Source organism: Streptomyces fradiae ATCC 10745 = DSM 40063, from assembly GCF_008704425.1.
Classification (GTDB): domain Bacteria; phylum Actinomycetota; class Actinomycetes; order Streptomycetales; family Streptomycetaceae; genus Streptomyces; species Streptomyces fradiae.
This window is the reverse complement of the sequence record NZ_CP023696.1, coordinates 6475267-6500200: the sequence shown is the minus strand read 5'-3', so window position 1 is coordinate 6500200 and position 24934 is coordinate 6475267. Positions and strand designations below refer to the sequence as shown.

Genomic DNA, 24934 nt, shown 5'->3' with positions numbered 1-24934 from the left:
TGTCGGCGGGGCCACGAGCCAGGCCCGACCCTCCTCGGAAGGAGTTCCGCCATGCCGGACATGCCGGAGACCGTTCATCTGCCCGTCGGGGGGTGGCGCCTGTGGGAGCACTTCGCGCTGCGGGGGCCGGGCTTCCCCGCCGGGGGCGTGCTGCGGCTGGCGCCGCCGGGGCTCGCACGGGCCGCGGACGGGTTCGCGGCGGGCGGCGACCCGGCCGGGCCCGAGTGGGAGGCGTTCACCGGGGAGTTCGACGAGGCCGCCGTCCGCACGGCGCGGCTGCTCCAGGAGATCGCGGGGAGCCCCCGGTTCCGGGCGGCCGTCGCCTGGCAGAACCCGGCCGTGCTGCGCACCGGGGTGGCGCCGTTCCTGGCGTGGACGCCGACGGCCGCCGGGCGCACCAGCATGCCCCGCCAGCGCGAGGAGCTCGTCGCCCACTACTGGCAGCGGTTCTGCGTCAAGAACGACACCATCGGCTTCTTCGGACCCGTCGGCTGGGGCCGCTGGGACCTGCGCCGGGAGGGCGTCGCCGTCGATCCGGGCAGCGGCTTCCTCGCCGACTCCCGCGTCTACTTCTCCAGCTGGGCCGTCGACGCCCTCGCCAGGACCCTGGACGCGGACCCGGCGCTGCGGGCGTGGATACCGCCCCGCCGCGTCCCGTTCGTGCGGATCGAGGACGGCGCGGTGCGGGTGCCGGGGCGCCGGCCGCAGCCCGTCGCCGGGGCCGACCTGGCGGTCCTGAGGCTGTGCGACGGGACGCGGACGGTCGCGGAGATCGCCGGGGCGGCGGGGCTGTCCGAGGCGGAGGCGGAGCGGTCGGTGCGGGCGCTGGTGGCGGGGCGGTGGGTGCACTGGCGCCTTGAGGTGCCGTCCGGCACGTACCCGGAAGCCGGGCTGCGGGCGATCCTGGAGCGGATCGGCGACCCGGCGGTCCGCGAACCGGCCCTTGAGCGGCTGGCCGTGCTGGAGCGGGGGCGTGACGCCGTAGGGGCCGCGGGCACCGACGACGCGGCGCTGACGGCGGCGCTGGGGGCGCTGGAGGCGGACTTCGCGGCGCTCACCGCCACGGAGGCGCAGCGGGCGAAGGGCGCCAGGACGGCGCCGTGCCGGGGCGTCGTCTACGCGGACTGCCGGCGCTCCGCGACGGCCGTGCTCGGCCGGGAGCTGCTCGGGGAGCTGACGCCGCTCGCCCTGTGCCTGACGGCGGCCCGGTGGATGACGAACCGGGTCGCCGAGCGCATCCGGGGGCGGCTGCGCCCGCTGTGGGAGCGGCTCGCCGCCGAGGCGGACGGCGGCCGGGTGGACCTGGCGTCCCTGTGGCTGGCGTGCCTGCCGTCGCCGCACCCGAGGGCGGAGGAGGACGTGGCGGCCGTCCAGGCGGAGCTGCGCGCGAAGTGGGCGCGGATCCTCGAGGTGCCGGAGGGGGCGCGGCGGGTGCGGCTGTCGTCGCGGGACCTGGCCGACCGGGTGCGGGAGGAGTTCGACGAGCCGGGTGCGGGATGGTCGCTGGCGCGGTACTTCAGCCCGGACGTGCTGGTCCTGGCCGAGGACGCGGACGCGGTGGCGCGCGGCGACTACGAGCTGCTGCTCGGCGAGATGCACTGCGCGCTGAACACGATGGGCGCCTCGCTCTTCGTGCACCAGCACCCCGACCGCGGCGCCCTGGTGGCCGAGACGTCCCGGGACTTCCCCGGCCCCCGGCTGCTGCCGATGCTGCCGAAGGAGCTGCCGCTGAAGTGGTCGACGCGCAGCAGGCCGTCGCTGGAGCGGCCGGAGGACTACCACGTGGCGCTGGTGGACCACACCGGGGACCCGCTGCGGCAGCGCACGGTGCTCGCCGCCGACGTGGCGGTGGAGGACCGCGGCGGCGCGCTGGTGGCGGTCCTGCCGGACGGCGCCGTCTTCGACCTCCTGGACGTGTACGCCAACACGCTGACGCAGCGGGTGATGGACCGCTTCACGCTGCGGCCCGAGGGCGACCACACGCCGCGCGTCAGCATCGACCGGATGGTGGTGGCGCGCGAGACGTGGACGCTTCCCGTGGCGGAGATGGGCTTCAGCGGCGAGAAGTCGGAGGCGAGGCGGTTCGTGCGGGCCCGCGCGTGGGCGCGGGAGCGGGACCTGCCGCGGTTCGTGTTCGTGGTGTCGCCGACCGAGCCGCGCCCGTTCTACGTGGACTTCGACAGCCCCGTGTACGTGAACATCTTCGCGAAGGCGGCGCGGCGGCTGGCCCGTCACGACGCGGGGGCGCGGCTGGTGGTCAGCGAGATGCTGCCCACGCCGGAGCAGGCGTGGCTGACGGACGACGAGGGGCGGACCTACACCTCCGAGCTGCGGTTCGTCGCCGTCGACCAGACGGCGGGCGCCGGGGAGCCGGCGGGCGCCCCGGAGCAGGCCGCGGACGCCCGGGCCCTCGCGGTGGACGCCGGGGTGCGGGCGGACGCCGGCGCCCTCGCGGTGGACGCGGTGGGGCGGGCCGGGGGCGGCGTGGGCCCGGCGGTGGGCGCCGGGGTGCGGGCCGGGGGCGCCGGCGTGCTGACCCGGGGCGTCCGGGTCCCGGCCGTGGACGCGGTGGGGCGGGCCGGGGGCGCCGGGGTGGCGACCGCGGGCGCCGCGAGGTCGGAAGGGGGCCGGTGATGCGGACCTTCGTCGACGACATCGCCGCGCACGCCGCGCGGGAACCGGACCGGGTCGCGGTGACCGCGCCGGGCGGCGAGCTGACGTACGCCGGGCTGGCCGCGCGGATCGACGCGCTCGCCGGGACGCTCGCCGCGCGGGGCGCCCGCGCCGAGACGGTGTGCGCCGTGGCCGTGGAGCGCGGGGTGGACGCGGTGATCGCGGTGGCCGCGGCCGTGCGGTGCGGGGCGGCGTTCCTCACCCTCGACGTGGAGCAGCCGCCGCGGCGGCTGGCCGCGCTCGTCCGCAGCGGCGGCGCCGACCTCCTCGTCACCACCGCGGAGCTCGCCGGCCGGCTGCGGCTGCCGGTGCCCGGACGGCCGGTGCTGCTGGACCGCCCGGAGCCCGGCGGGCGGGGCGCCCGGCTGACGGGACCGCCGCACGGGCGGGCGCTGGCGTACGTGAGCCACACGTCCGGCTCCACGGGCGAGCCGAGCCCGGTCCTGGTGGAGCACCGGGGGCTCGACGCGTATCTGCGGGCCGTCTCGCGGGACTTCCGCCTGGGCCCGGACACGGTGGTGCTGCAGGCGGCGCCGCTCGGGTACGACGCGTCGATCCGGGACACGTTCGCCCCGCTCCTCGCGGGCGGGCGGCTGGTGGTGGTGCCCCGGTCGGCGGTGCTGCGGCCCGAGGAGTTCGGCGCGGTCGTACGGGAGCACGGGGTGAACGCGCTGCTGAGCGTGGTGCCGTCGTTCCTGGCGTTCCTGGCGGGGCGCCCGGACGGGGCGGGGCTGCTGGAGGGCGTGCGGCTGGTGGCGAGCAGCGGGGAGTCGCTGCGGCCGTTCCTGGCGGCGGGCGGCCGGGCGGTGATCGAGGACCGGCTCGTCAACCAGTACGGGCCGACGGAGTGCACCATGACGTCGACCCGGTACGCGGTGCCGGCGGAGCCGGACACCGGCGCCGACATCGTGGGGACGCCGCTCGACGGGGTGGTCGTCCGGCTGCTCGACGAGGAGCTGCGTCCCGTGCCGGAGGGGGCGGTGGGCGAGGTGTGCGTCGGCGGGGCCGGGGTCGCCCGCGGCTACCGGGGCCTGCCCGCCCGTACCGCGGAGTGCTTCGTGCCGGACCCGGCGGGCCCGCCGGGGGCGCGGCTGTACCGGACGGGCGACCTGGCCAGGAGCGGGCCCGGCGGGCTGCACCTGCTGGGGCGCCGCGACCGGCAGGTGAAGATCCGCGGCCATCGGGTGGACCCCGCCGAGGTCGAGGGGGCGCTGCTGGCGCACCCCGCCGTCACCGGGGCGGTCGTCACGGCCGGCGAGGACGGCGCCGGGCGGGTCTTCCTCACCGCCCACGTCACCGGCGACCTGGCGGACGTCCGGGACGGGGAGCTGCGCGCGCACCTGGCGGCGACGCTGCCGCCGCACCTGATGCCGCGCCGCTTCGCGCGGCTCGACGAGCTGCCCGTGACCCGCAGCGGCAAGGCGGACCGGCGGGCCCTCGCGGACGCGGCGGCCCGGTCGTGAGCGGGTACGGGGGCGGGCCGGTGCCCGCCGACGTGGAGCGCGCGGCCGAGCGCCTCGCCGCGTACGCGCGGCGCACCCCGCTGCTGCCGGGGCTGCCGGCGCCGGGGCGGCGGCGCGGCGGCTGGGGGCTGCTGCTGAAGGCCGAGCACCTCCAGCGCAGCGGTTCGTTCAAGCTGCGGGGCGCGGCCAACGCGGTGCTGGCGCTGGGCGCCCGCGCCATCGTGACCGGCTCGTCCGGCAACCACGGCATCGCCCTGGCCCGGCTCGCCGCGCCCCTGGGGGTGCGCGTGACGGTGGTGCTGGCCGCCGGGACGAGCCCGGCGAAGGCCGCCCGCATCCGCGCGCTCGGCGGGCGGACGGTGAGCGTGGCCGGCGGCGTCGAGGAGCGGGAGGAGCGGGCGCGGGCCCTGGCCGAGGAGACCGGGGCCGTCCTCGTGCCGTCGTCGGACCACGAACTGGTCGTCGCCGGGCAGGGCACGGTGGGCCGGGAGATCCTCGCCGACGTACCGGACGTGCGGACCCTGTACGTGCCGGTCGGGGGCGGCGGGCTGCTCGCCGGGGTGTGCCTGGCCGCCCGCGACCACCCGGTGCGCATCGTCGGCGTCGAGCCGGCGGGCACGCCCCGCTACGCGCGGTCGCTGGCGGCGGGCCGGCCGGTGCGGCTGCCGCCCTGCGACACGGTCGCGGACGGGCTGCGGGCGCAGGCGCCCGGCGCGGTGCCGTTCGCGGTGGTACGGGACCGGGTGGACGACCTGGTCGCCGTGTCCGACGCCGAGATCCTCACCGCGACCGACCGGCTGCGCCGGCTGGGCGTGGAGGCGGAGCCCAGCGGCGCCGTCGCCCTCGCGGGCGCGCTGCGCGCGGGGCGGCACCGGGAGCGGGCCGTCGCCGTGGTGTCCGGCGGGAACACCCTGGCGGCCCTCGCCGCACGCGCCTCTCGTACGTCCGCGACCTCCGCGGACCGCAGCGCCCCCGGCGCCTCCCGGATGCCCGGCGCCCCCGGCCTCTCCGGCCTGCCCGGCCTTTCCCGCCTTTCCGACACCTCCGCGGCGGGCACGGGCCGTCCCGCCCGCCGCCTCGCACCGACCTGCACACATCCCGAACTGGAGGAGACCCGATGAGCCGGACCACCACCCTCACCGCCGCCCCGACCGAGGCCACCGCTCCGACGGCCACCGGGCCCACGCCCCCGGCCGCCGGGGTGAGCGCCGCCGCCGTCACCGACCTGCTGGTCGGCGTCTACCGGGACGCCCTGGGCGTCCCGGACCTGGACGAGCTGAGCGACTTCTACGAGAACGGCGGCGACTCGCTGACGGCGTTCCAGGTCACCGCCCGGCTCCAGGACGCCCTCGGCGTCGACGTGCCGGTGTCGCTGGTGTTCGCGTACCCGACCCCGGCGGACCTCGCCGACGTCGTCCACTCCGACCTGATCGAGGGGTGAGCGCCGTGGAGGAGCGGGACGGGGTGTGGCTGCCCGGCGGGCGCTGGCGGCTGTGGGAGCAGTTCGCCTTGCGCGGGCCCGGCTTCCCGGCCTCCGGGGTGCTGCGGCTGGCCCCGCCGGGGCTCGCCGAGGCGGCCGACAAGTTCGTCTCCCTCGACGCGCCGGAGCCGGGACCGGGCGGAGCCCGCTCCGCCCCCGGCGCCGGGGCGGGGGCGGACGCCCCGGCGGCGCGGGCCGGGGCGGGGGCGGACGCGGACGGCGACGAGTGGGCCGGCTTCGCCGCGCTGTTCGCCGACGCCGCCGTGGAGAGCGCCCACGCCCTCCAGGACATCGCCCGGACCCCCGCCTTCCGGGAGGCCGTGGCGTGGCAGAACCGCCCGGTGCTCACCTCCGGGGTGGCGCCGTTCCTGGCGTGGACGCCGACGGCAGCCGGGCGCACCAGCATGCCCCGCCAGCGCGAGGAGCTCGTCGCCCACTACTGGCAGCGGTTCTGCGTCAAGAACGACACCATCGGCTTCTTCGGACCCGTCGGCTGGGGCCGCTGGGACCTCGCCGCGCCGGGGGTGGAGGTCGAGCCGGGCGAGGGCCTGACCGCCGCGACGGAGGTGTACTTCGCGGGCTGGGCGATCGACGCCCTGGCCGCGCGGATGGACGCCGACCCGGCGCTGCGGGAGTGGGTGGCGCCCCGGCGGGTGCCCTTCGTCCGGGTGTCGGGCACGGAGGTGACCGTGCCGGGCCGGCCGGCGCGGACGGCCGGCCCGGACGCCGCCGCCGTGCTGGCGCTGTGCGACGGGACGCGCCCCGTGCGGGAGATCCGCACCGCGCTGCCCGGCGTGGACGTGCCGGCGGTCCTCGCCGACCTGGTGGCCCGGCGCTGGGTCGTGTGGAAGCTGGAGGTTCCGGCGGGCGCCCGCCCCGAGCGCGCCCTGCGGGAGTGGCTCGGACGGGTGGGCGACGCTCGGGCGCGCCGCCCCTGGCTCGCCGCGCTCGACTCGCTGGAGCGCGGGCGGGACCGGGTGCGGGAGGCCGCCGGGGCCGACCGGGTGGTGGCCGCGCTGACGGAGCTGGAGGGCGCGTTCGCGGGGCTGACCGAGACCGCGGCCGTGCGGGAGAAGTCGGCCGGCACCGCGCCCTGCCGGGCGGTCGTGTACGCGGACTGCCGCAGGTCGGCCACCGTCCGGGCGGGGCGGGCCGTGCACGAGGCGCTCGCGCCGCTGGAGCCGCTGCTGGACGCCTCGGCCTGGCTCACCGCGCGCCTCGCGGAGGCGGTGACGGCCGAGGCGCGGGAGGTGTACGCGCGGCTGGCCGCCGACGGGCCGGTGGACCTGGCGTCGTTCTGGTTCGCCTGCATGCCGGTGCTGCACGGGACGGCGCGGGCGCGGGCGGACGCCCTCCAGCGCGAGTTCGGCGAACGGTGGGCGTCCGTGCTGGAGGTGCCGCCCGGTGCGCGCCGGGTGAGCCGGTCGCTGGCGGAGGTCGCCGGGCGGGTCGCGGAGCGGTTCGGCACCGGTGCGGGAAGCGGCGCGGGAGCCGGTGCGGACGGCGGTACCGGAAGCGGCGCGGGTCGCGGTGCGGACGCCGGTACCGGAGGCGGTGCGGCGCAGGGCGCGGGCGGGGCGTGGACCGCGGCGCGGTACGTCAGCCCCGACGTGATGGTCGCGGCGACCGGCGCCGAGGCCGTCGAGCGGGGCGACTTCCAGCTGGTCCTGGGCGAACTGCACCTGGCCGCCAACACGCTGGGCGCGTCGCTCTTCGTCCACCAGCACCCCGACCCCGGCGCACTGGTGCGGCTGACCGACCGCGACCATCCCCGGCCGCGCCTGATGCCGCTGCTGCCCAAGGAGCACCGGTCGCGGCTGTCGGCCCGCACCCGGCACGCGCTGGTGCGCCCGCAGGACTACCACGTGGCGCTGGTGGACCTGACGAGCGGCGCCGGCCGGCCCCGTACGGTGCTCAGCGCCGACGTGGCGGTGACCGAGCGGGACGGGCGGCTCGTAATGGTCCTGCCGGACGGCGCCGAGTTCGCCGCCGTGGACGTCTTCGCGCACGTGCTGACGACCCTGGCCATGGACCTGTTCCGGATCCTGCCGGAGGACGGGCACACCCCGCGCGTCACCGTGGACCGCCTGGTCGTGGCGCGCGAGACCTGGCGGCTCCCCGGCGCCGGGCTGGACTTCGCCGGCGAGAAGGACGAGGCGCGGCGGTTCGTGCGCGCCCGCGCGTGGCGGGCGCGGCACGGGATGCCCCGGTTCGTCTTCGTGGCGCTGCCGACCGAACCCCGGCCGTTCTACGTCGACTTCGACAGCCCGGTCTACGTCAACATCCTCGCCAAGGCGGTGCGCCGGATGGTTAGGCGCGAGCCGGAGGCGAGGGCGGTCGTCACGGAGATGCTGCCGACGCCCGAGCAGGCGTGGCTCGTCGACGACGAGGGGCGCGCGTACACGTCCGAACTGCGCTTCGTGGCCGTGGAGGAGGAGGGGTAGGACGGCGTGCGCGGCCCGCGTGGGCGGCGGTGCGCCCGGCCGGGACGGGCGGGCGCACCGCCGCCGGGCGTGCGCGGACGGGCCCCGTGAGGCGGCGGGACGCGGCGGGGGCCCGCGCGGAGGGCGCGCCCGGCCGGACGGCCCGCGGGATGCGACGGCGGCCCGCCCGCCCCGGCGCCGGGAGCCCGCCGACGTACGCGGACTCCGGCACGGTGCGCGGGCTCCCCCGCGTGTGCCGGCGGGCATGCGGGTCCCTCCGTACCCGGTCGGGCCGCCGCGCGCGAGGCGACCGGGACGCCCGCAGGGCGGCGGGGGGCGTGGGCGGGGCGGCGGGGGGCGTGGGCGGGGCGGCGGGGGGCGTGGGCGGGGCACCCTCGGGTGCGCCCGCCGGCGGCCGGCCGAGGGACCTGCGCGGGCCCTCCGGCGGATGTCCGCGCCCCGGCACCCGGTGCGCTTCCGCACGGCGGCGCGGAAGCGCACCGGGACTCGCACGGCGACCCGCGCACGGGGTGGGCCCACGGCACGGGGGCGCGCGCACGGCGGCGGGGTGGGCCCACGGCACGGGCGCGCCCACGGTGGCGGGGGTGGGGGCACGGGCCTCCCGTCCCCGCACGGAATCCCGCGGCGGGAGGGAGACCCCGGTGGGCCGGGTGCGCGGGCTTCTGCGCGTGCGGTTGCGTCTTCTTCCCTACTGGGCCCGCGCCGCGGCCGGGAGGGTGGAGGAAACCCACCCGCTTGGAGGCCCGCAGTGAAGGTTGGCGCAGCTGTTCGCACCGTATCGTCCGCCCAGCGGAGGCTGTGGTTCCTGGACCAGCTCAGCAGAGGTTCGGCCGACTCCCTGCTTCCGCTGGCGCTCCGCTTCCGCGGGGCCCTCGACGTTCCCGCCCTGGAGCGGGCGCTGGCGGGGATCGTGGCCCGCCACGAGGTGCTGCGGACCCGGTTCGCCGCCGTGGACGGCGAGCCCGTCCCGCGGGTCGACCCGCCCGGCTCCTTCACCCTGGAGCGGGTGGAGGCGGCCGGTGCCGACGAGCTGTTCGCCGCCGAGCTGACCCGCCCGCTGGACCTGGCGCTGGAGCCGCCGCTGCGGGCCGTGCTCGCCCGGACCGGCGCGGACGAGCACCTGCTGCTGGTCGTCGTCCACCACATCGCCGTGGACGGCTGGTCCTGGGACGTCCTGCTGCGGGAGCTGGCCGCCGGGTACCGGGGCGAGGACGTGGCGGCCCCGCCGATGCAGTACGCCGACTTCGCGCGGCTCCAGGGCGAGCGGCTGAGCGGGGCCCGCATGGAGCGGCTGCTCGGCCACTGGCGGGAGCGGCTGGCGGGGGTGGCCCCGCTGGAGCTGCCCACGGACCGGCCCCGGCCCCGCTTCTGGGACGGCGCGGGCGACGTGGTGCGCTTCGACCTGCCGGCCGGGCTGGTGGCCGGGGTGGACCGGCTGGCCCGCTCGCACCGGGCCACCCGGTACATGGTGATGCTCGCCGCGTACCAGGCGCTGCTGGCCCGGTACTCCGGCCGGACGGACATCGCCGTGTGCACGACGCTCGCCGACCGGGGCGACCCGCGCGCGGCGGACGTGATCGGGCCGTTCGTCAACACGATCGTGCTCCGCACCGACCTGGGCGGCGACCCGTCCTTCGCGGAGCTGCTGGGCCGGGTGCGGGCGGGGGCGCTGCGGGACTTCTCGCACGCCGAGGCGCCCTTCGACCGGGTCGTGCAGGCCGTGGGCGGGGCGCGGGACCTGTCCCGCCACCCGCTGGCGCAGGCGTCGTTCACCCTGCTGGGCACCCAGCGCCCGCCGCGCCTGGACGGCCTGGACGTGGAGCTGGTCGCGCCGCCGCTGCGGGGCACGCCGCTCGACGTCTTCCTGGACCTCGGCGCCCGGCCGGACGGGACGGTCGCGGCGCGGCTCCAGTACTCGACGGCCCTCTTCGACGCCGCGACGATGCACCGCTTCCGCGACGGGTACGCGGAGCTGCTGCGCGCGGTCGTGGCGGCGCCGGACGCGCCGGTCGGCGAGACGGCCGGGCGCCTGGCGCCCCTGACGGGTGCGGCCGGGCCCGCCGCCCCGACGGCTCCCGGTCGGCCCGCGCCCGCGGTGGCGGCGGCCGGGCGGGCGGAGGCGCCGGGCGGTGGGCCCTCCACCGCGGCGGGGAACCCGGTCACGGCGGGCGGTGCGGAGCCGTTCGCGGCGGCGCCGGACGCGGCCGCCTCCGCGGGGGACGCGGAGCCGTTCGCCGTGGCGGGGGACGCGGAGCCGTTCGCCGTGGCGGGGGACGCCGACGCGGTGGCGCTGGTCTGCGGGGAGGAGTCGGTGACGTACGGGGCGCTCGACGCCCTGGCCGGCGGGGTGGCCGCCGCGCTCGCCGCCGGCGGGACGCGGCCGGGCGACCCCGTCGGGGTGCTGGTGCGGCGCGGTCCGGGGGCGCTCGCCGCGATGGCCGGTGTCTGGCGGGCCGGCTGCGTGTACGTACCGCTCGACGCGGCGCTGCCCGAGGAGCGGCTGCGGTTCATGGTGGCCGAGGCCGGGGTGCGGTGCGTCCTGGCCGACGCGTCGACCGCGGACGCGGCGGGGGCGCTGGGCGTGCCGGTCGCCACCCTGGAGTCGGTACGGCCCGGACGACCGGGGGCCGGGGCGCCGCGCCGGGTGCCGGACCCGCGCGAACTCGCGTACGTCGTCTTCACGTCCGGCTCGACGGGCCGCCCCAAGGCGGTGGGCGTCGAGCACCGGGCCCTGGCGGCGCACGTGGCCGCCGCCCGGGAGGCGTTCGGCGTGACGGGGCGCGACCGGGTGCTGGCCTTCTCGTCGTTCACCTTCGACGCCTCCCTCGACCAGCTCCTGCCCGCCCTGTCGCGGGGCGCGACCGTGGTGGTCCGCCCGGACGAGCAGTGGCACCCGGCGCGGCTCGTCGAGGAGGTCCGCCGGCACGGGCTGACCGTGGTGAACCTGCCGCCGACGTACTGGGCGGAGCTGACCCGGTCGCTCGGGCCGGACGCGGCGGGCGCGCTGGCGTCGCTGCGGCTGCTGGTCCTGGGCGGCGAGGCCGTGCCGCCGGACGTCCTGGCGGCGTGGCGGGCGCGCGTCCCGCACGTGCGGGTGTGCAACGCGTACGGGCCGACGGAGACGACCGTGACGGCCACCGTGCACGACGTGCTCCCCGGCGCGCCCGACCCGCGGGGGACGGTGCCGATCGGCCGGCCGCTCGGGGCGCGCACCGCCCGTGTGGTGGACGGGCGGGGCGAGCCGGTGGCCGCCGGGGAGGTGGGCGAACTGCTGATCGGGGGCCCGGAGCTGGCGCGCGGCTACCTGGGGCGGCCGGAGCTGACGGCGGAGCGGTTCGTGCCGGACCCGTCCGGCACGGGCGGGCGGCTGTACCGGACCGGCGACCTGGTGCGGCTGCGGCACGACGGCGGGCTGGAGTTCACGGGGCGCGCCGACGACCAGGTGAAGGTGCGGGGCTTCCGGGTGGAGCCGGGCGAGGTGGAGGCCGTGCTGCGGCAGTGCCCCGGCGTGGCGGCGGCGGCCGTGGCGGCCCGGCCGGACGCGAGCGGCGCGCTCGCCCTGGCCGGGTACGTGGTCGCGGCCCCGGCGGGCGCGGGGGACGGGGCCGGCACGGCGGGGCCCGAGGGCGCGCGGGGCGCCGGCAGCGGCGCGGACGGCGAAGGCGGCGCGGACGGGGAGGACGGCGCGGTCGGGGAAGGCGGCGCGGTCGGGCCGGGGGCGCTGCGGGCGTGGTGCGCCGCGCGGCTGCCGCACTACGCGGTGCCGTCGACCTTCACCGTGCTGGACGCGCTGCCGGTGAACGCCGCGGGGAAGGTCGACCGCTCGGCGCTGCCCGCCCCCGGCGCGGGCGACCGTGCGGCGGGCGGGCCCGCGTACGTGGCGCCGCGCGACGCGACGGAGCGGGTGGTCGCGGAGATCTGGGCGGAGGTGCTGGGCGTGGAGCGCGTCGGCGTCGACGACGGGTTCTTCGAGCTGGGCGGGCACTCGCTGCTCGCGACGATGGCGGTGTCGCGGATCGCGGAGCGGCTGGGCCGCGAGGTGGAGCTGCGCACCCTGTTCGAGAACCCCCGCCTGCGGGAGTTCGGCCCGCTGGTCGGCACCGCCCGGCGGGCGGCCGGGGGCGGCGGGGTGGTGCCCGTGGACCGGTCGGGTCCGCTGCCGATGTCCTTCGCGCAGGAGCGCATGTGGTTCCTGGACCGGATGTCGGACCGGGGCGACGAGTACGTGCTGTGGTACGCCTGGCGGGTGCGGGGCGGGCTCGACCGGGCGGCCTGGCAGGGTGCCCTGGACGACGTGGTGGCGCGGCACGAGGTGCTGCGGACGGCGCTCGTGGAGGTGGACGGGCAGCCGGCGCAGCGGGTGCGCGGGCCGGTGGCGGTGCCGCTGGAGTGGCGGGCGGCCGGGGCGGACGCCGGTGCGGCCGGGCCGGAGGGGGTGCGGGAGCGGGCCGCCGCGTTCGCGACGCGCCGGTTCGACCTGGCGGAGCCGCCGCTGCTGCGGTCGGGGGTGTGGGAGCTGGCCCCGGACGACCATGTGGCGGTGATCGCGTTCCACCACGCGGCGACGGACGGCTGGTCGAAGGACGTGCTGGTCGGGGAGTTGACCGCCTGCTACACGGCGCGGCTCGCCGGCCGCCGGGCCGCGTTGCCGGACCTGCCGGTCCAGTACGGCGACTTCGCGGTGTGGCAGCGGCGGGCGGCCGAGGACGGGGCGCTGGCCGGGGCGCTCGGCTACTGGGAGTCGGCGCTCGCGGGGCTGGCGCCGCTGGAGCTGCCGACGGACCGGCCGCGTCCGGCCGCCTGGTCGGGGCGGGGCGCCGCCGTCGAGGTGGACCTGCCGCCGGCGCTCGCCGCGGGCCTGGACGAGCTGGCCCGCCGGCACGGGGCGACCCGGTACATGGTGCTGCTGGCGGTGGTGCAGGTGGTGCTCTCCCGCTGGTCGGGGCAGCGGGACGTGGCGGTGGGCAGCCCGGTGGCGGGGCGCGGCCAGCTCGAACTGGAGCGGCTCGTCGGGCTGTTCGTGAACACGGTGGTGCTGCGCGGCGACCTGTCGGGCGACCCGTCGTTCGCGGAGTTCCTCGGCCGGGTCCGGGAGGCGGTGCTGGGCGCGTTCGACCACCAGGAGGTGCCGTTCGAGCGGCTGGTGGAGCGGCTGCGGCCGGAGCGCGACGCGTCCCGCAACCCGCTCTTCCAGGTGATGTTCGACGTGCAGGAGAGCCCGGTCGGCGGGGTGCGCGCCGACGGTCTGGAGGTGGAGCCGTTCGCGCTGCCGTGGCGGTCGGCCAAGTTCGACCTGACGGCGACGTTCCTGCTGTACGCCGACCGGTTCGCGCTGAACGTCGAGTACGCGACGGACCTGTTCGACGCGGCGACGGTGTCCCGGTTCGCCGGGCACGTGGGCCGGGTGCTCCAGGCGGTGCTGGCCGACCCGGACCGGCCGGTGGGGCGGCTGGAGATGCTGTCCGCCGCCGAGTACGCGGAGCTGGCGGGCCCGGCCGGCGCGGCGGCCCCGCTCGTCGCGCCGGGGGAGCCGTACGCGGTGGCGGGGGCGCCGGACGCGGTCGCCCTGGTCTGCGGCGACGCGAGCCTGACGTACGGCGAGCTGGACGGGCTGGCCGGGGGGCTGGCCCGGGAGCTGGCCGGCGCCGGGGCGGGCCCGGAGGCGGCGGTGGGCGTCTGCCTGGGCCGGGGGCTGTGGTCGGTCGCCGCGATGGCCGCGGTCTGGCGGGCGGGCGGGGTGTACGTACCGCTCGACCCGCGGCTGCCCGAGGAGCGGCTGCGGTACATGGTGGACCGGGCGGGCGTGGGCTGCGTCGTGACGGACGCGGCGACGGCGCCGCTGGCCGCGCGGCTGGGCGCGCGGGTCGTCTCCGTCGACGCCGTCCGCCCCGACCCGGACGGGCCCCGGCACACGCCCGCGCCGCACGAGCTGGCCTGCGTCATCTTCACCTCCGGGTCGACGGGCCGCCCCAAGGCGGTCGGTGTGGAGCACCACGCGCTGGCGGCGCACGCCCGTACGGCTCGGGAGCGCTTCGGCATCACCGCCGGGGACCGGGTGATGAACTTCGCCTCCTTCTCCTTCGACGCGTCGCTGGAGCAGGTCCTGCCCGCGCTCGGCACGGGGGCGGCGGTGGTGGTCCGCCCCGACGAGGTGTGGACGGTGGAGGAGCTGGCCGAGCGGGTCCGCGCCCACGGCGTCACCGTGATGGAGCTGACGCCCTCGTACTGGGAGGAGGTCGCCGCCCGCCTCGACACGGTCGCGGACGATCTGAAGGGGCTGCGGCTCGTCGTGACGGGCGGCGAGACCCTGCCGTCGGCGCCGCTCGCCCGCTGGTTCGCGCACCTGCCCCACGTGCCGATCCAGAACACGTACGGCCCGACCGAGTCGGTGATCTCGGCGACCTCCCGGCTGGTGACCGGGCCGGTGGAGGGCCGCGTCCCGATCGGCACGGCGTGGGGGGCGCGCCGCCTGTACGTGGTGGACGCGTACGGCGAGCTCGTGCCGGTGGGCGTGCCGGGCGAACTCCTCGTCGGCGGGCCCGAACTGGCGCGCGGCTACCTGGGGCAGCCGGAGCTGACGGCGGAGCGGTTCGTGCCGGACCCGTTCGGCGGGGCGGGCGGGCGGCTGTACCGGACGGGCGACATCGTGCGGCGGCTGCCGGGCGGCGAGCTGGACTTCCTGGGCCGCACCGACCACCAGGTGAAGATCCGCGGGTTCCGCATCGAGCCGGGCGAGGTCGAGGCCGTGCTGGAGGCGCACCCCGGGGTGCACGCCGCCGCCGTGCTCGTCCGCGAGGTGCGCGGCGACCGGGCGCTGGTCGGGTACGCCGTCGGGCCGGACCTCGCGCCCGGCGCGCTCGCCGACTGGTGCCGCTCGCGGCTCCCCGGCTACATGGTGCCGGCCGCGTTCGTCGTGCTGGACGCGCTGCCGCGCACGGTGCAGGGCAAGCTCGACACGGCCGCCCTGCCCGACCCCGAGCCGCCCGCCGCGGCCGGGACGGTCGCCCCACGCACGCCGACCGAGGTGGTCACGGCGCAGATCTGGGCCGAGGTGCTGGGCCTCGCCCAGGTGGGCGTGGAGGACGACTTCTTCGCGCTGGGCGGCCACTCGCTGCGCGCCGTCGCCGTCGCGTCCCGGCTGCGGGCCGCGTTCGACTGCCCGGTGCGGGTGCGGGACCTGTTCGAGCACCCGACGGTGGAGCGGCTGGCCGCCGAGGTGGAGCGCCGGCTCATCGAGGAGATCGCCGCGATGAGCGAGGACGAGATCGACCTGTCGCTGACGGCGGACCGCTGACGCCGCTCCCCGGGCGGCGGACCCGCGTCCGCGCTGCGGCTGCGGTCTCGCCGCCCTCCCGGTGGCTTGGCCCCCGGCCCTTTCCGGTGGCGGGTCTCCCCGCCCTCCCCGGTGGCGGGTCTCCCCGCCCTCCCCGGTGGCGGGTCCTGCCGCCCTTCCCGGTGGCGGGTCCGCCCGCCGCCGGGGCCCGTGCCCTCCTTCGCCCCGCGCGTCCCGCGCGCCACGGACTTCCGAGCACCACCCGCCGGCCCTGACCGCCGGCTCCCGCTCACGACTCCTGATGGGACGGAACCTCTGATGACGACCACGCACGCCGAACGCGCCACCGCCGCACAGGCGGAAGGCGCCACCGCCCCCTCGACCGCACCCGCACCCGCACCGGCTCCGGCCCGTCCGGACGCGCCGGCCCGTCCGGACGCGTCGGCCGCCCCGGTCGCCCCGGGCACACCGGCTCCCCAGGGCGCGCCGGCCTCCCGGGGCGGGGGCGCGTCCGCCTCCGGGCTCTCCCCCGCCGCGCGCCGCCTGCTGGAGCGCCGACTGCGCGGCCGGGCGGACGCCGCGCCCGCCGGCATCCCCCGGCTGGACCCGCGCCCGGAGCGGGTGCCGCTGTCGGCGGCGCAGCAGCGCCTGTACTTCCTGCACCGCCTCGACCCGGACGGCGCCGAGTACCTGATGCCGGCCGCCTGGCGGTTCACCGGGCCCCTGGACACGGCCGCGCTCGACGGGGCGGTCCGCGACCTGGTCGCGCGCCACGAGCAGCTGCGGGTGGTCTTCACCGAGGAGGACGGCGTCCCCGCTCAGCGCGTCCTCGACGCGGAGCCCGCCGGCCTGGACGTGCTGGAGCTGCCCGCGTCCGTACGGGACGGGGGCCCCGAGGCGCTGGCCGCCGCCGTGCTCGACGTCGCCGCCCAGCCCTTCGACCTGGCCTGCGAGCCCGGTTTCCGGGCCGTGCTGCTGCGGGTCGCCGACGACGACCACGTGCTGGTCCTCGCCCTGCACCACATCGTCGCCGACGGCTGGTCGCTGGACCTCCTCGTCCGCGACCTGGCCGCCCTCCACCGTGCCCGCGCCGAGGGCGGCGGGCACGGACTGCCGGCCCTGCCCATCGCGTACACCGACTACGCGGTGTGGCAGCGCGGCCTCGACCAGGGCGACGACCTCGCCTACTGGCGCGGCGCCCTCGCCGGGCTGGCCCCGCTGGAGCTGCCGACCGACCATCCGCGACCGGAGGCGCGGTCCTCGGCCGGCGCGCTGCACACGGTGGAGCTGCCCGCCGACCTGACCGCCCGGCTGCGCGCGCTCGGCGAGCGCACGGACACGACCACCTACATGTCCCTGATGGCGGCGTTCCAGGCGACGCTGGCGTTCCACACCGGGCAGGACGACATCGCCGTCGGCACCGTCGTCGCCAACCGCGAGCGGCCCGAGACCGAGCAGCTGGCCGGGTTCTTCGTCAACACCCTCGTCGTGCGCACCGACCTGTCCGGCGACCCGACCGGCGACGAGCTGCTGGGCCGCACCCGCGAGAGCGTGCTGGGCGCGCTGTCGCACCAGGCGCTGCCGTTCGAGAGGGTCGTGGACGAGCTGAGCCCGGACCGGGACCTCGGCCGCAATCCGCTCTTCCAGGTGCTGTACACCCACACCCGGGCGTCCTCGGGGTCGTTCCGGCTCGGCGCGGCGGTGGGCGAGGCGTTCCCGATCGACCTGACGACGGCGAAGTTCGACTTCACCCTGGACGTGCTGGAGAGCGGACCCGGCGAGGGCCCGGCCGGGACGCGCGGGGCGAGCGGGGCGGGCGGGGCCGACGGGGCCGACGGGGCCGACGGGGGGCGGATCGCGCTGCGGTTCGTCTACCGGCCCGACCTGTTCACCGCCGAGTCGGTGGAGCGGTTCGCCGCGCACCTGGTCGCGGTCGTGCGGGCGTTCGTGCGGGTGCCCAGCGTGCCGCTGAGCGAGATGGCGCTGCTCACCGACGAGGAGATCGGCGAGCTGCTGGGCCCCGACGGCCCGGCCAACCGGCCGGCGACCACCGGCGCGAACGCGGCGGCGCGGGCGCCGCGCACGGCACCGCGGCGGTTCGCGGAGCACGCGCGGCGCACCCCGCACGCGGTCGCCGTGTCGGGCGCGGGGCGGAGCCTGACGTACGCGGAGCTGGACGCCGCCTCGCGGGCGCTGGCCCGGCGGCTGCGCGCCGCGGGCGCGGGCCCGGAGCAGCTGGTCGGCGTGTGCGTGGAGCGCGGCCCGGAGCTGGCGGTGGCGCTGCTGGGCGTGTGGCGGGCGGGCGCGGCCTACCTGCCGCTGGACCCGGCGCACCCGCGGGCGCGCCGGGAGTTCACGGTGACCGACGCGGGCGTGTCCCTGGTGGTCGCGGGCGGCGCGGGCCGCGCGGCCGTGGCGGGGCTGCCCGTGGAGGTCGTACCGCTGGAGGCCCCGGTGTCCGGCCCGGCCGGCTGCTCGGTCGAGGACGACGACGAGGGCGATCCGTACGGGGAGGACGCCGGGGACGGCTCGTACGGACCGGACGGGGCGGCGCACGGGGCGCACCGCCCGGACGGGGCGCACGGCGGCGCCGACGGGGCCGGGGAGGACCCGGGCGCGGACCGGCTGGCGTACGTGATCTACACCTCCGGGTCGACGGGCCGTCCCAAGGGCGTGGAGCTGACCCACGGCAACCTCGCCTGGCTGCTGGACGCCGCCGACCGGCACTTCTCCTTCGGCGCGGACGACGTGTGGACGCTGGTCCACTCCCCCGCGTTCGACTTCTCCGTCTGGGAGCTGTGGGGCCCGCTGGCGTCGGGCGGGCGCGTCGTCGTGCTCACCGACGACGAGGTCCGCGACCCGGCGGCGGTCCTGCGGGTGCTGCGCGAGGAGCGGGTGACGGTGCTGAACCAGACACCCGCCGCGTTCAAGGGGCTGCGGGCGCACATGGCGCAGGCCGGGGCGGCCTTCCGCGAGCTGGCGCTGCGGACGGTCGTCTTCGGCGGCGACGCCTTCGACGCGGGCGACTACCGCGACTGGTTCACCGTTCCGCAGGACGAGCGTCCCGCGCTGGTCAACATGTACGGCATCACGGAGACCACCGTCCACGTCACCTACCGGCCGATCACCGAGGCGGACACGGTGTCGCCGGTCGCGTCGCCCATCGGGCGGCCGCTCGCCGGGCAGCACGGCTACGTCCTGGACCGGTTCCGGCGGCTGGTGCCGCGCGGCACGGTCGGCGAGCTGTACGTGGCCGGGGGCGGCGTGGCGCGCGGCTACCGCAACCGCCCGGAGCTGTCGGCCGAGCGGTTCCCCGCCGACCCGTTCGGCCCCGGCGGGACCCGCATGTACCGCACGGGCGACCTGGTGCGGGTGCTGCCCGACGGCCAGCTGGCGTACGTGGGGCGGGCCGACCACCAGGTGAAGGTGCGCGGCTACCGCATCGAGCCCGGCGAGATCGAAGCGGCCCTGCGGGCCCTGCCCGGTGTCGCGGACGCCGCCGTGGTCGCCCGGACCGAGCCGGGCGGTGCCCGGCTCGTCGCGCACGTGGTGCTGACGGAGGGCCGGCCGCTGGACGCGGCGGACCTGCGGGACCGGTTGCGGCTGACCCTGCCGTCGTACATGGTGCCCGCGCTGTTCGTGCGGCACGAGCGGCTCCCGCTCACCGCCAACGGCAAGGTCGACCGGGCGGCGCTGCGGGCGGTGGCCGGGGACGCCGCCGCGCCCGACGGGTACGAGCCGCCGCGCGGCGCGACCGAGGAGGCGCTGGCCCGGGTGTGGGCCGAGGTGCTGGGCGTGGAGCGGGTCGGCCGCACGGCGCACTTCTTCGACCTGGGCGGCGACTCGATCCTCGCGCTGCGGGTGATCGGCCTGGCCCGGGCGGCGGGTCTGGCGCTGACCGTGCCGGACCTGTTCCGGGCGCCGGAGCTGGGCGCGCTGGCGCGGCGGGCGACGGCGGCCGACGAGGCGGCGCCGCCGGTGGAGCCGTTCTCGCAGCTCGACCCGGCCGACCGGGCGCGGCTGCCGGAGGGTCTGGAGGACGCGTATCCGCTGACCATGCTCCAGGCGGGGATGCTGCACGAGATGCTGGCCGACGAGCGGCGCGGCGCCTACCACAACGTCACCGACCTGAAGATCACGGTGCCGGAGGGGTTCGATTCGGCGGCCTTCCAGGCCGCGGTGGACGCGGTGGTGCGCGAGCACGGCATCCTGCGGACCTCCGTGGACCTCGTGTCGTTCTCCGAGCCGCTGCAGCTCGTGCACCGGGAGGCGTCGCTGCCGGTGGGCTGCACGGACCTGCGGGGGCTGTCCCGCGACGAGCAGCGGGCGGCCCTGCGGGGTCACGTGGAGGAGGAGTTCGGCCGCCGGTTCGACCTGGCGGCGCCGCCGCTGGTCCGCATCCACCTGCACCGGCTGACCGACCGGGAGCTGCGGCTCACGCTGACCGACTGCCATGTGGTGCTGGACGGCTGGAGCCTCACCTCGCTCATCGCCGACCTGCTGGACCTGCACCGCAGGGCGGTGGCGCACCGCCGGGCGCCGGAGCTGCCCGCCGCGCCCCGGTTCGCCGAGTACGTGGCGCTGGAGCGGGCGGCGCTGCGGGACGAGGAGAGCCTCGCGTACTGGCGTACGGCGCTGGACGGGCTGAACCCGGTCCGGTTCACCCGGCGCGGGGTGGAGGGCGGTACCGGAGGCGCAGGCGGGGCGGGCGCGGACGGGACCGGCACGGGCACGGGCACGGACGGCAGCGACGACGGCACGGGTGCCGAGACCGTGTACGAGACGAAGCGCTCGTACGCGCGGCTCGCCGGGCCCGTCGGGCGGCTCGCCCGGCAGGCGGGCGTGCCCCGGCGCACCGTGCTGCTGACGGCCTTCCACCATCTGATGGGCCTCTTCGCCGAGTGGGACGACGACGCCGCCGGGCACGCGATCGGCCTGGTCACCAACGGCCGGCCGGAGCTGCCGGGCGCGGACCGGATGCGCGGGCTGTTCCTCAACACCGTGCCGTTCGGGGTGCGGCGCCCGCGCGGGAGCTGGCTGGAGTACGTGCGGGCGGTGTTCGCCGCCGAGCGGGAGATGCTGCCGCACCGCAGGGTGCCGCTGGTGCGGCTGGCGGAGCTGCGGCCGGGCGAGCCGAGCCCCGTGCAGGCCGTGTTCAACTTCGTCAACTTCCACCGGCTGTCCGGCGACACCTGGGACGAGTCGATGGAGATCGCCCGCACCATGTTCCCGCTGCTGGTCAACGCGAGCGTGGACGGCTTCCAGCTGGACGCCGACCCGGCGTACGTGTCCCCCGCGACGGCGGACCAGCTCGCCGACCTGCTGTGCGGGGTGCTGGAGACGATGGTGGCGGCGCCCGACGCGCCCGTCACCCGGCCCGCGCTGCGCGGCGCGGCGCGGGAGCGGGCGCTCGGGGCGTGGGCCCGCGGCCCGGAACTGCCCGGCGACGGGCTGATGTTCCACACCTGCGTGGCGGCGCACGCGGAGCGGACCCCGCACGCGGTGGCCGTCGAGCACGGCGCGCGGGAGGTCACGTATGCCGAGCTGGACGCGGACGCCGGGCGGCTGGCGGCGCGCCTGGGGGCGCTCGGGGTGGGCCCCGAGACGGTCGTCGGGATCTGCGTGGACCGGGGCCCGGACATGCTGCGCGCGGTGCTGGGCGTCTCGAAGGCGGGCGGCGCGTTCCTCCCGCTGGACCCGCGGCACCCCGTGGAGCGGCTGGCGTTCACGGCGCGGGACAGCGGCATGCGGGTGCTGCTCACCCAGTCGGCGCTGGCCGGGGCGGTCCCCTTCGACGGGCCGGTGCTGCGCCTGGACGACCCGGCGGTGTGGGAGCCGTCCGGGGCGCCGGTGCCCGCGCCGGCCGTGACGCCCGACTCCGCCGCGTACGTCATCTACACGTCCGGCTCGACGGGCACCCCGAAGGGCGCGGTGATCCCGCACCGGGGCCTGACCAACATGCTGGAGGGCCAGCGTGACCTGGTGGAGCCGGCGCCGGGCGAGCGGGTGCTGCAGTTCGCGTCGTTCAGCTTCGACGCGTCGATCCTGGAGATGACCTGGGCACTGGCCAACGGCGGCACCCTGTGCACCGCCCCGCAGGAGGCCCTGCGGCCCGGTCCGGACCTCGCCGCGACGCTGCGGGAGCGGCGGATCACCGGCGCGATGCTGCCGCCGAGCGCGCTGGCGGTGCTCGGCGAGGACCGGTTCCCCGAGCTGGCGGTGCTCCAGGTCGCCGGCGAGGCGTGCCCGGCGGAGCTGGCCCGCACCTGGTCGCGCGGACGGCGGTTCCTCAACGTGTACGGGCTGACGGAGACCTCGTCCTGGTCGGTCGCCGCCCGGCTGGAGCCGGACTGCCGCAGGGCGCCCGTCGGGCGGCCGATCCGCAACACCTCGCTCCACGTCCTGGACGACGACCTCCAGCCGGTGCCGGTGGGCGTGCCCGGTGAGATCCACCTGGGCGGTCACGCGGTCGGCCGGGGCTACCTGAACCGGCCGGAGCTGACGGCGGCCACCTTCGTCCCCGACCCGTACGGCGCCCCCGGCGACCGGCTGTGCCGGACCGGCGACATCGGGGTGCGGCGGCCGGACGGGCAGGTGGAGTGGCTGGGCCGGCGGGACGGGCAGGTGAAGCTGCGCGGCTTCCGCATCGAGCTGGGCGAGGTGGAGCACGCGCTGCGGGAGCTGCCGGAGGTGCGGCAGGCCGTGGTCCTGCTCCGCCGCGACCTGCCGGGCGGCGAACCGGCCCTGGTCGCCTACGTGGTGCCCCGCGAGGGCTCCGGGGCGGGCGAGGAGGAGCTGCGGCGGGGGCTGCGGGCGCGGATGCCCGCGTACATGGTGCCCGCGTTCTTCACGGTCCTCGACGAGCTGCCGGTCAACACCAGCGGCAAGGTCGACAAGCGGGCGCTGCCGCTGCCGGCGGCCGGCCGCGAGCGGGTCGGCGCCCCGTACGTCGCGCCCCGCACCCCGGCCGAGCTGGTGCTCGCCGAGGTGTGGCGCCGGGTGCTGGGCGTGGCGGAGGTCGGTGTGCACGACGACTTCTTCCGGCTGGGCGGCAGCTCCCTGTCGACGGTGCGCGTGGCCGCGCAGGCGACGGCGCGCGGCCTGCGCGTGACGGTGCGGGACCTCATCGAGGCGCCGACCATCGCCGGGCTCGCCGCCCGCGCGGGCGGCGCCGACGACGACGGGTCCGGCTCCGGGCCCGGGTCCGAGGTCCGCTCCGAGGTCCGCTCCGAGGTGCGGCTGCGCGACGGGGAGGGGGCACCCCTGTGGTGCGTGCACCCGACCGGCGGCAGCGCCGCCTGGTACGTGCCGCTCGCCCGCGAGCTGCCGCCGGGCCGGCCCGTGCGGGCGTTCCAGGCGCGCGGCCTGCTGGGCGGCGTGGACCCCACGACGGTCGCCGGGATCGCCGCCAACTACGTCGCCGAGATCACCGCGCACGGCGGACGGGGCCCGCACGACCTGCTGGGCTGGTCCATGGGCGCCAACCTGGCGCTGGAGATGGCGACGCAGCTGTACGAGGCCGGGCACACGGTGGAGCCGCTCGTACTGATCGAGCCGTACCTGCCCAACCCGGTGGCGGCCGGGCGGCTGGCCGGTGTCGGCCGCGACATGGTGACCGCGCTCGGGATGCGCGACCGGATCCGAGCTCTCGACCCGTCGCCGGAGCGGGACGCCGCCGTGGCGGAGCTGACCGCGCTGCTGCTCGGCGCGGGGATGAGCCCGAGCGAGGCGGCGCTGGTGGAGAACGCGCCGATCGAGGTGTGGCACTCGCTGCTGGTGGCGCTGGCCGGCTACCGGGTGCGCCCGTACCCCGGTCACGTCCACCTGGTCGTGGGAAGCACCGCGGCCGGGCTGCCCGAGGACGAGCCGATGCCCGGCCTGGACGTCGGATACCGGACCTACGTCGCACGGTGGCGCGAACTGGCGCTGGGCGGGCTGACGGTCCATGTCACGGAGGGGGACCACATGTCGATGATGTCCGAGCGGCTCATGCCGCGGACCGCCGCGCTGCTGGCCCGGATCGGGACGGGGGCCGTCCGATGACCGCGACGACCACGGAGAACACCGCGGCCCCGACCGGGCCCGCGACGGCGACGGTGCCCGCGACGGCGACGGCCACCGGGCCGGCCCCGGCGACGACCGCCACCGCTGCGGCCTGCCCCTTCACCGGTGCCCGCGCCGGTACCGGGGCGGCCGCCCCGGGCACCCCGGCCGGTGCGGCCGGTGCGGGGGCCGGTCCTGCCGGACCCGAGGCCGCCCCGGTCGCAGGGGCGGTCCGGGCCGGGGAACGGGACGGGGACCAGGCCGGGGACCAGGCCGGGGACCAGGCCGGCGAACGGGCCGGGCGCGGCGCCGCCGACCGGTCCGCCGGCTTCACGGAGCGGTACCTGCTCTCCCCCGCCGTCAACGCCGACCCGTACCCGTACCTCGACGCGCTGCGCGACCACGACCCGGTCCACTGGAGCGCGATGCACCGCGCCTGGCTGGTCACCGGGCACGAGCAGCTGACGCACTGCCTGCGCGACCCCGCCGTCTCGGCCGACCGGGTGCGGCCCCTGATGGACGCCGTGCCGGAGGGGGCCCGCGACGACGCGGAGCGGGCCTTCGGGATCCTCTCCCGCTGGATGGTGTTCAACGACCCGCCGCGGCACCGGCGCCTGCGGCAGGTCTTCCAGGACCAGTTCGCCGCCCGGGCGATCAACCGGTACCGGGGCTTCGTGGAGCGGGCCACGCGGGCCATGGCGGGCCGCCGCGCCGCACCCGGCAGGACCGGGGACCTCGTCGCCGACATCGCCCGGCCGCTGCCCGCGCTGGTGTTCGCCCGCTGGCTGGGCGTGCCGCAGGCCGACGCCCCGTCCTTCTGGTACTGGAACGCCCGCGTCGGGGACCTCGTGCTCGGCGCGGCCCAGGAGGAGCGCGAGTACCGCACGTCCCTGCAGTCGCTGGTCAACCTGGAGGACTACCTCGCCGAACTGGTGCGCCGGCGCCGCGAGGAGCCAAAGGACGACCTGATCAGCGCCGTGCTGGCGGGCGGGCGCGTCGGCACGTCGGTCAGCGAGGAGGAGTTCGTCGGGATGCTGACGCAGATGGCCTTCGCCGGCGGCGAGACCACGAGCAACCTGATCGCGAACACCCTGCTGGCGCTGCTGAGCCGGCCGGACCAGCTCGCGGCGGTGCGCGAGGACCCGGCCCGGCTGGTGCCGGCGGCGGTGGAGGAGACGATGCGCTTCGACGGGCCGTCGAAGATGTCGATCCGCATCGCGGCCGCGGACCTGGAGCTCGACGGCCGGGCGGTACGGGCCGGGGACCGGCTGTTCCTGGTGACGGCCGCCGCGAACCGGGACCCGGACCGGTTCGCCGACCCCGGCCGGTTCGACGTCCGGCGCGGCACCGGGGGGCCCCTGCACCTGGGCTTCGGGTTCGGCGCCCACTTCTGCGTCGGCGCGGCCCTCGCCCGGCTGGTCGCCGTGAGCGCGGTCGACGTGCTCGTACGGGAACGCCCCGGCCTGTCGCTGGTGGACGAGCCCCTGTCCTGGCAGCCCTCGCTGCTCAACCGCGCGCTGACGGCCCTGCCCGTCCGCTACTGACCACCCGCCGCCCG

General features: G+C 78.2%; 8 protein-coding genes. All 8 read left to right on the top strand.

Features of this window, described 5'->3' with window-relative positions; genetic code table 11:
• The first annotated feature begins 51 nt into the window (after positions 1-51).
• The 8 genes from CP974_RS28300 (at position 52) to CP974_RS28265 (ending at position 24920) form a co-directional block, all read left to right on the top strand.
• On the top strand, positions 52-2634 hold the full coding sequence (locus CP974_RS28300; RefSeq protein WP_444875591.1) for a lantibiotic dehydratase: 2583 nt from the start codon (positions 52-54) through the stop codon (positions 2632-2634).
• The gene (locus CP974_RS28295) at positions 2634-4136 is read left to right on the top strand and encodes an amino acid adenylation domain-containing protein (RefSeq protein WP_031136022.1); all 1503 of its coding nucleotides are present in this window, start codon (positions 2634-2636) and stop codon (positions 4134-4136) included. The genes CP974_RS28300 and CP974_RS28295 overlap by 1 nt, the downstream gene beginning before the upstream one ends.
• Positions 4133-5257 carry a threonine ammonia-lyase gene (locus CP974_RS28290; RefSeq protein ID WP_078915873.1) on the top strand — a complete coding sequence of 375 codons (1125 nt, stop codon included), beginning with the start codon at positions 4133-4135 and terminating at the stop codon, positions 5255-5257. The genes CP974_RS28295 and CP974_RS28290 overlap by 4 nt, the downstream gene beginning before the upstream one ends.
• Entirely contained in the window at positions 5254-5577 is a 324-nt protein-coding gene (locus CP974_RS28285; RefSeq protein ID WP_078915872.1) for an acyl carrier protein, read from the top strand. The genes CP974_RS28290 and CP974_RS28285 overlap by 4 nt, the downstream gene beginning before the upstream one ends.
• Positions 5574-8060 (top strand): lantibiotic dehydratase, encoded by a 2487-nt coding sequence (locus CP974_RS28280; protein WP_223844516.1) that lies wholly within the window; start codon positions 5574-5576, stop codon positions 8058-8060. The genes CP974_RS28285 and CP974_RS28280 overlap by 4 nt, the downstream gene beginning before the upstream one ends.
• Before the next feature lie 748 nt (positions 8061-8808).
• Positions 8809-15354, top strand: coding sequence for a non-ribosomal peptide synthetase (locus CP974_RS28275; RefSeq protein ID WP_031130147.1), 6546 nt, complete (start codon positions 8809-8811; stop codon positions 15352-15354).
• 297 nt (positions 15355-15651) lie between these two features.
• The gene (locus tag CP974_RS28270) at positions 15652-23376 is read left to right on the top strand and encodes a non-ribosomal peptide synthetase (protein WP_078915481.1); all 7725 of its coding nucleotides are present in this window, start codon (positions 15652-15654) and stop codon (positions 23374-23376) included.
• A complete protein-coding gene (locus tag CP974_RS28265; RefSeq protein WP_078915483.1) occupies positions 23373-24920 on the top strand; it encodes a cytochrome P450 in 1548 nt (515 codons plus the stop codon). Before CP974_RS28270 ends, CP974_RS28265 begins: the two co-directional genes overlap by 4 nt.
• Positions 24921-24934 lie beyond the last annotated feature (14 nt).

What these genes read in the sequence shown, in the direction of transcription:
- CP974_RS28270 (WP_078915481.1), top strand. Translation starts at nt 15,652, where the DNA reads ATGACGACCACGCACGCCGAACGCGCCACCGCCGCACAGGCGGAAGGC.
- CP974_RS28285 (WP_078915872.1), top strand. Translation starts at nt 5,254, where the DNA reads ATGAGCCGGACCACCACCCTCACCGCCGCCCCGACCGAGGCCACCGCT.
- CP974_RS28300 (WP_444875591.1), top strand. Translation starts at nt 52, where the DNA reads ATGCCGGACATGCCGGAGACCGTTCATCTGCCCGTCGGGGGGTGGCGC.
- CP974_RS28265 (WP_078915483.1), top strand. Translation starts at nt 23,373, where the DNA reads ATGACCGCGACGACCACGGAGAACACCGCGGCCCCGACCGGGCCCGCG.
- CP974_RS28295 (WP_031136022.1), top strand. Translation starts at nt 2,634, where the DNA reads ATGCGGACCTTCGTCGACGACATCGCCGCGCACGCCGCGCGGGAACCG.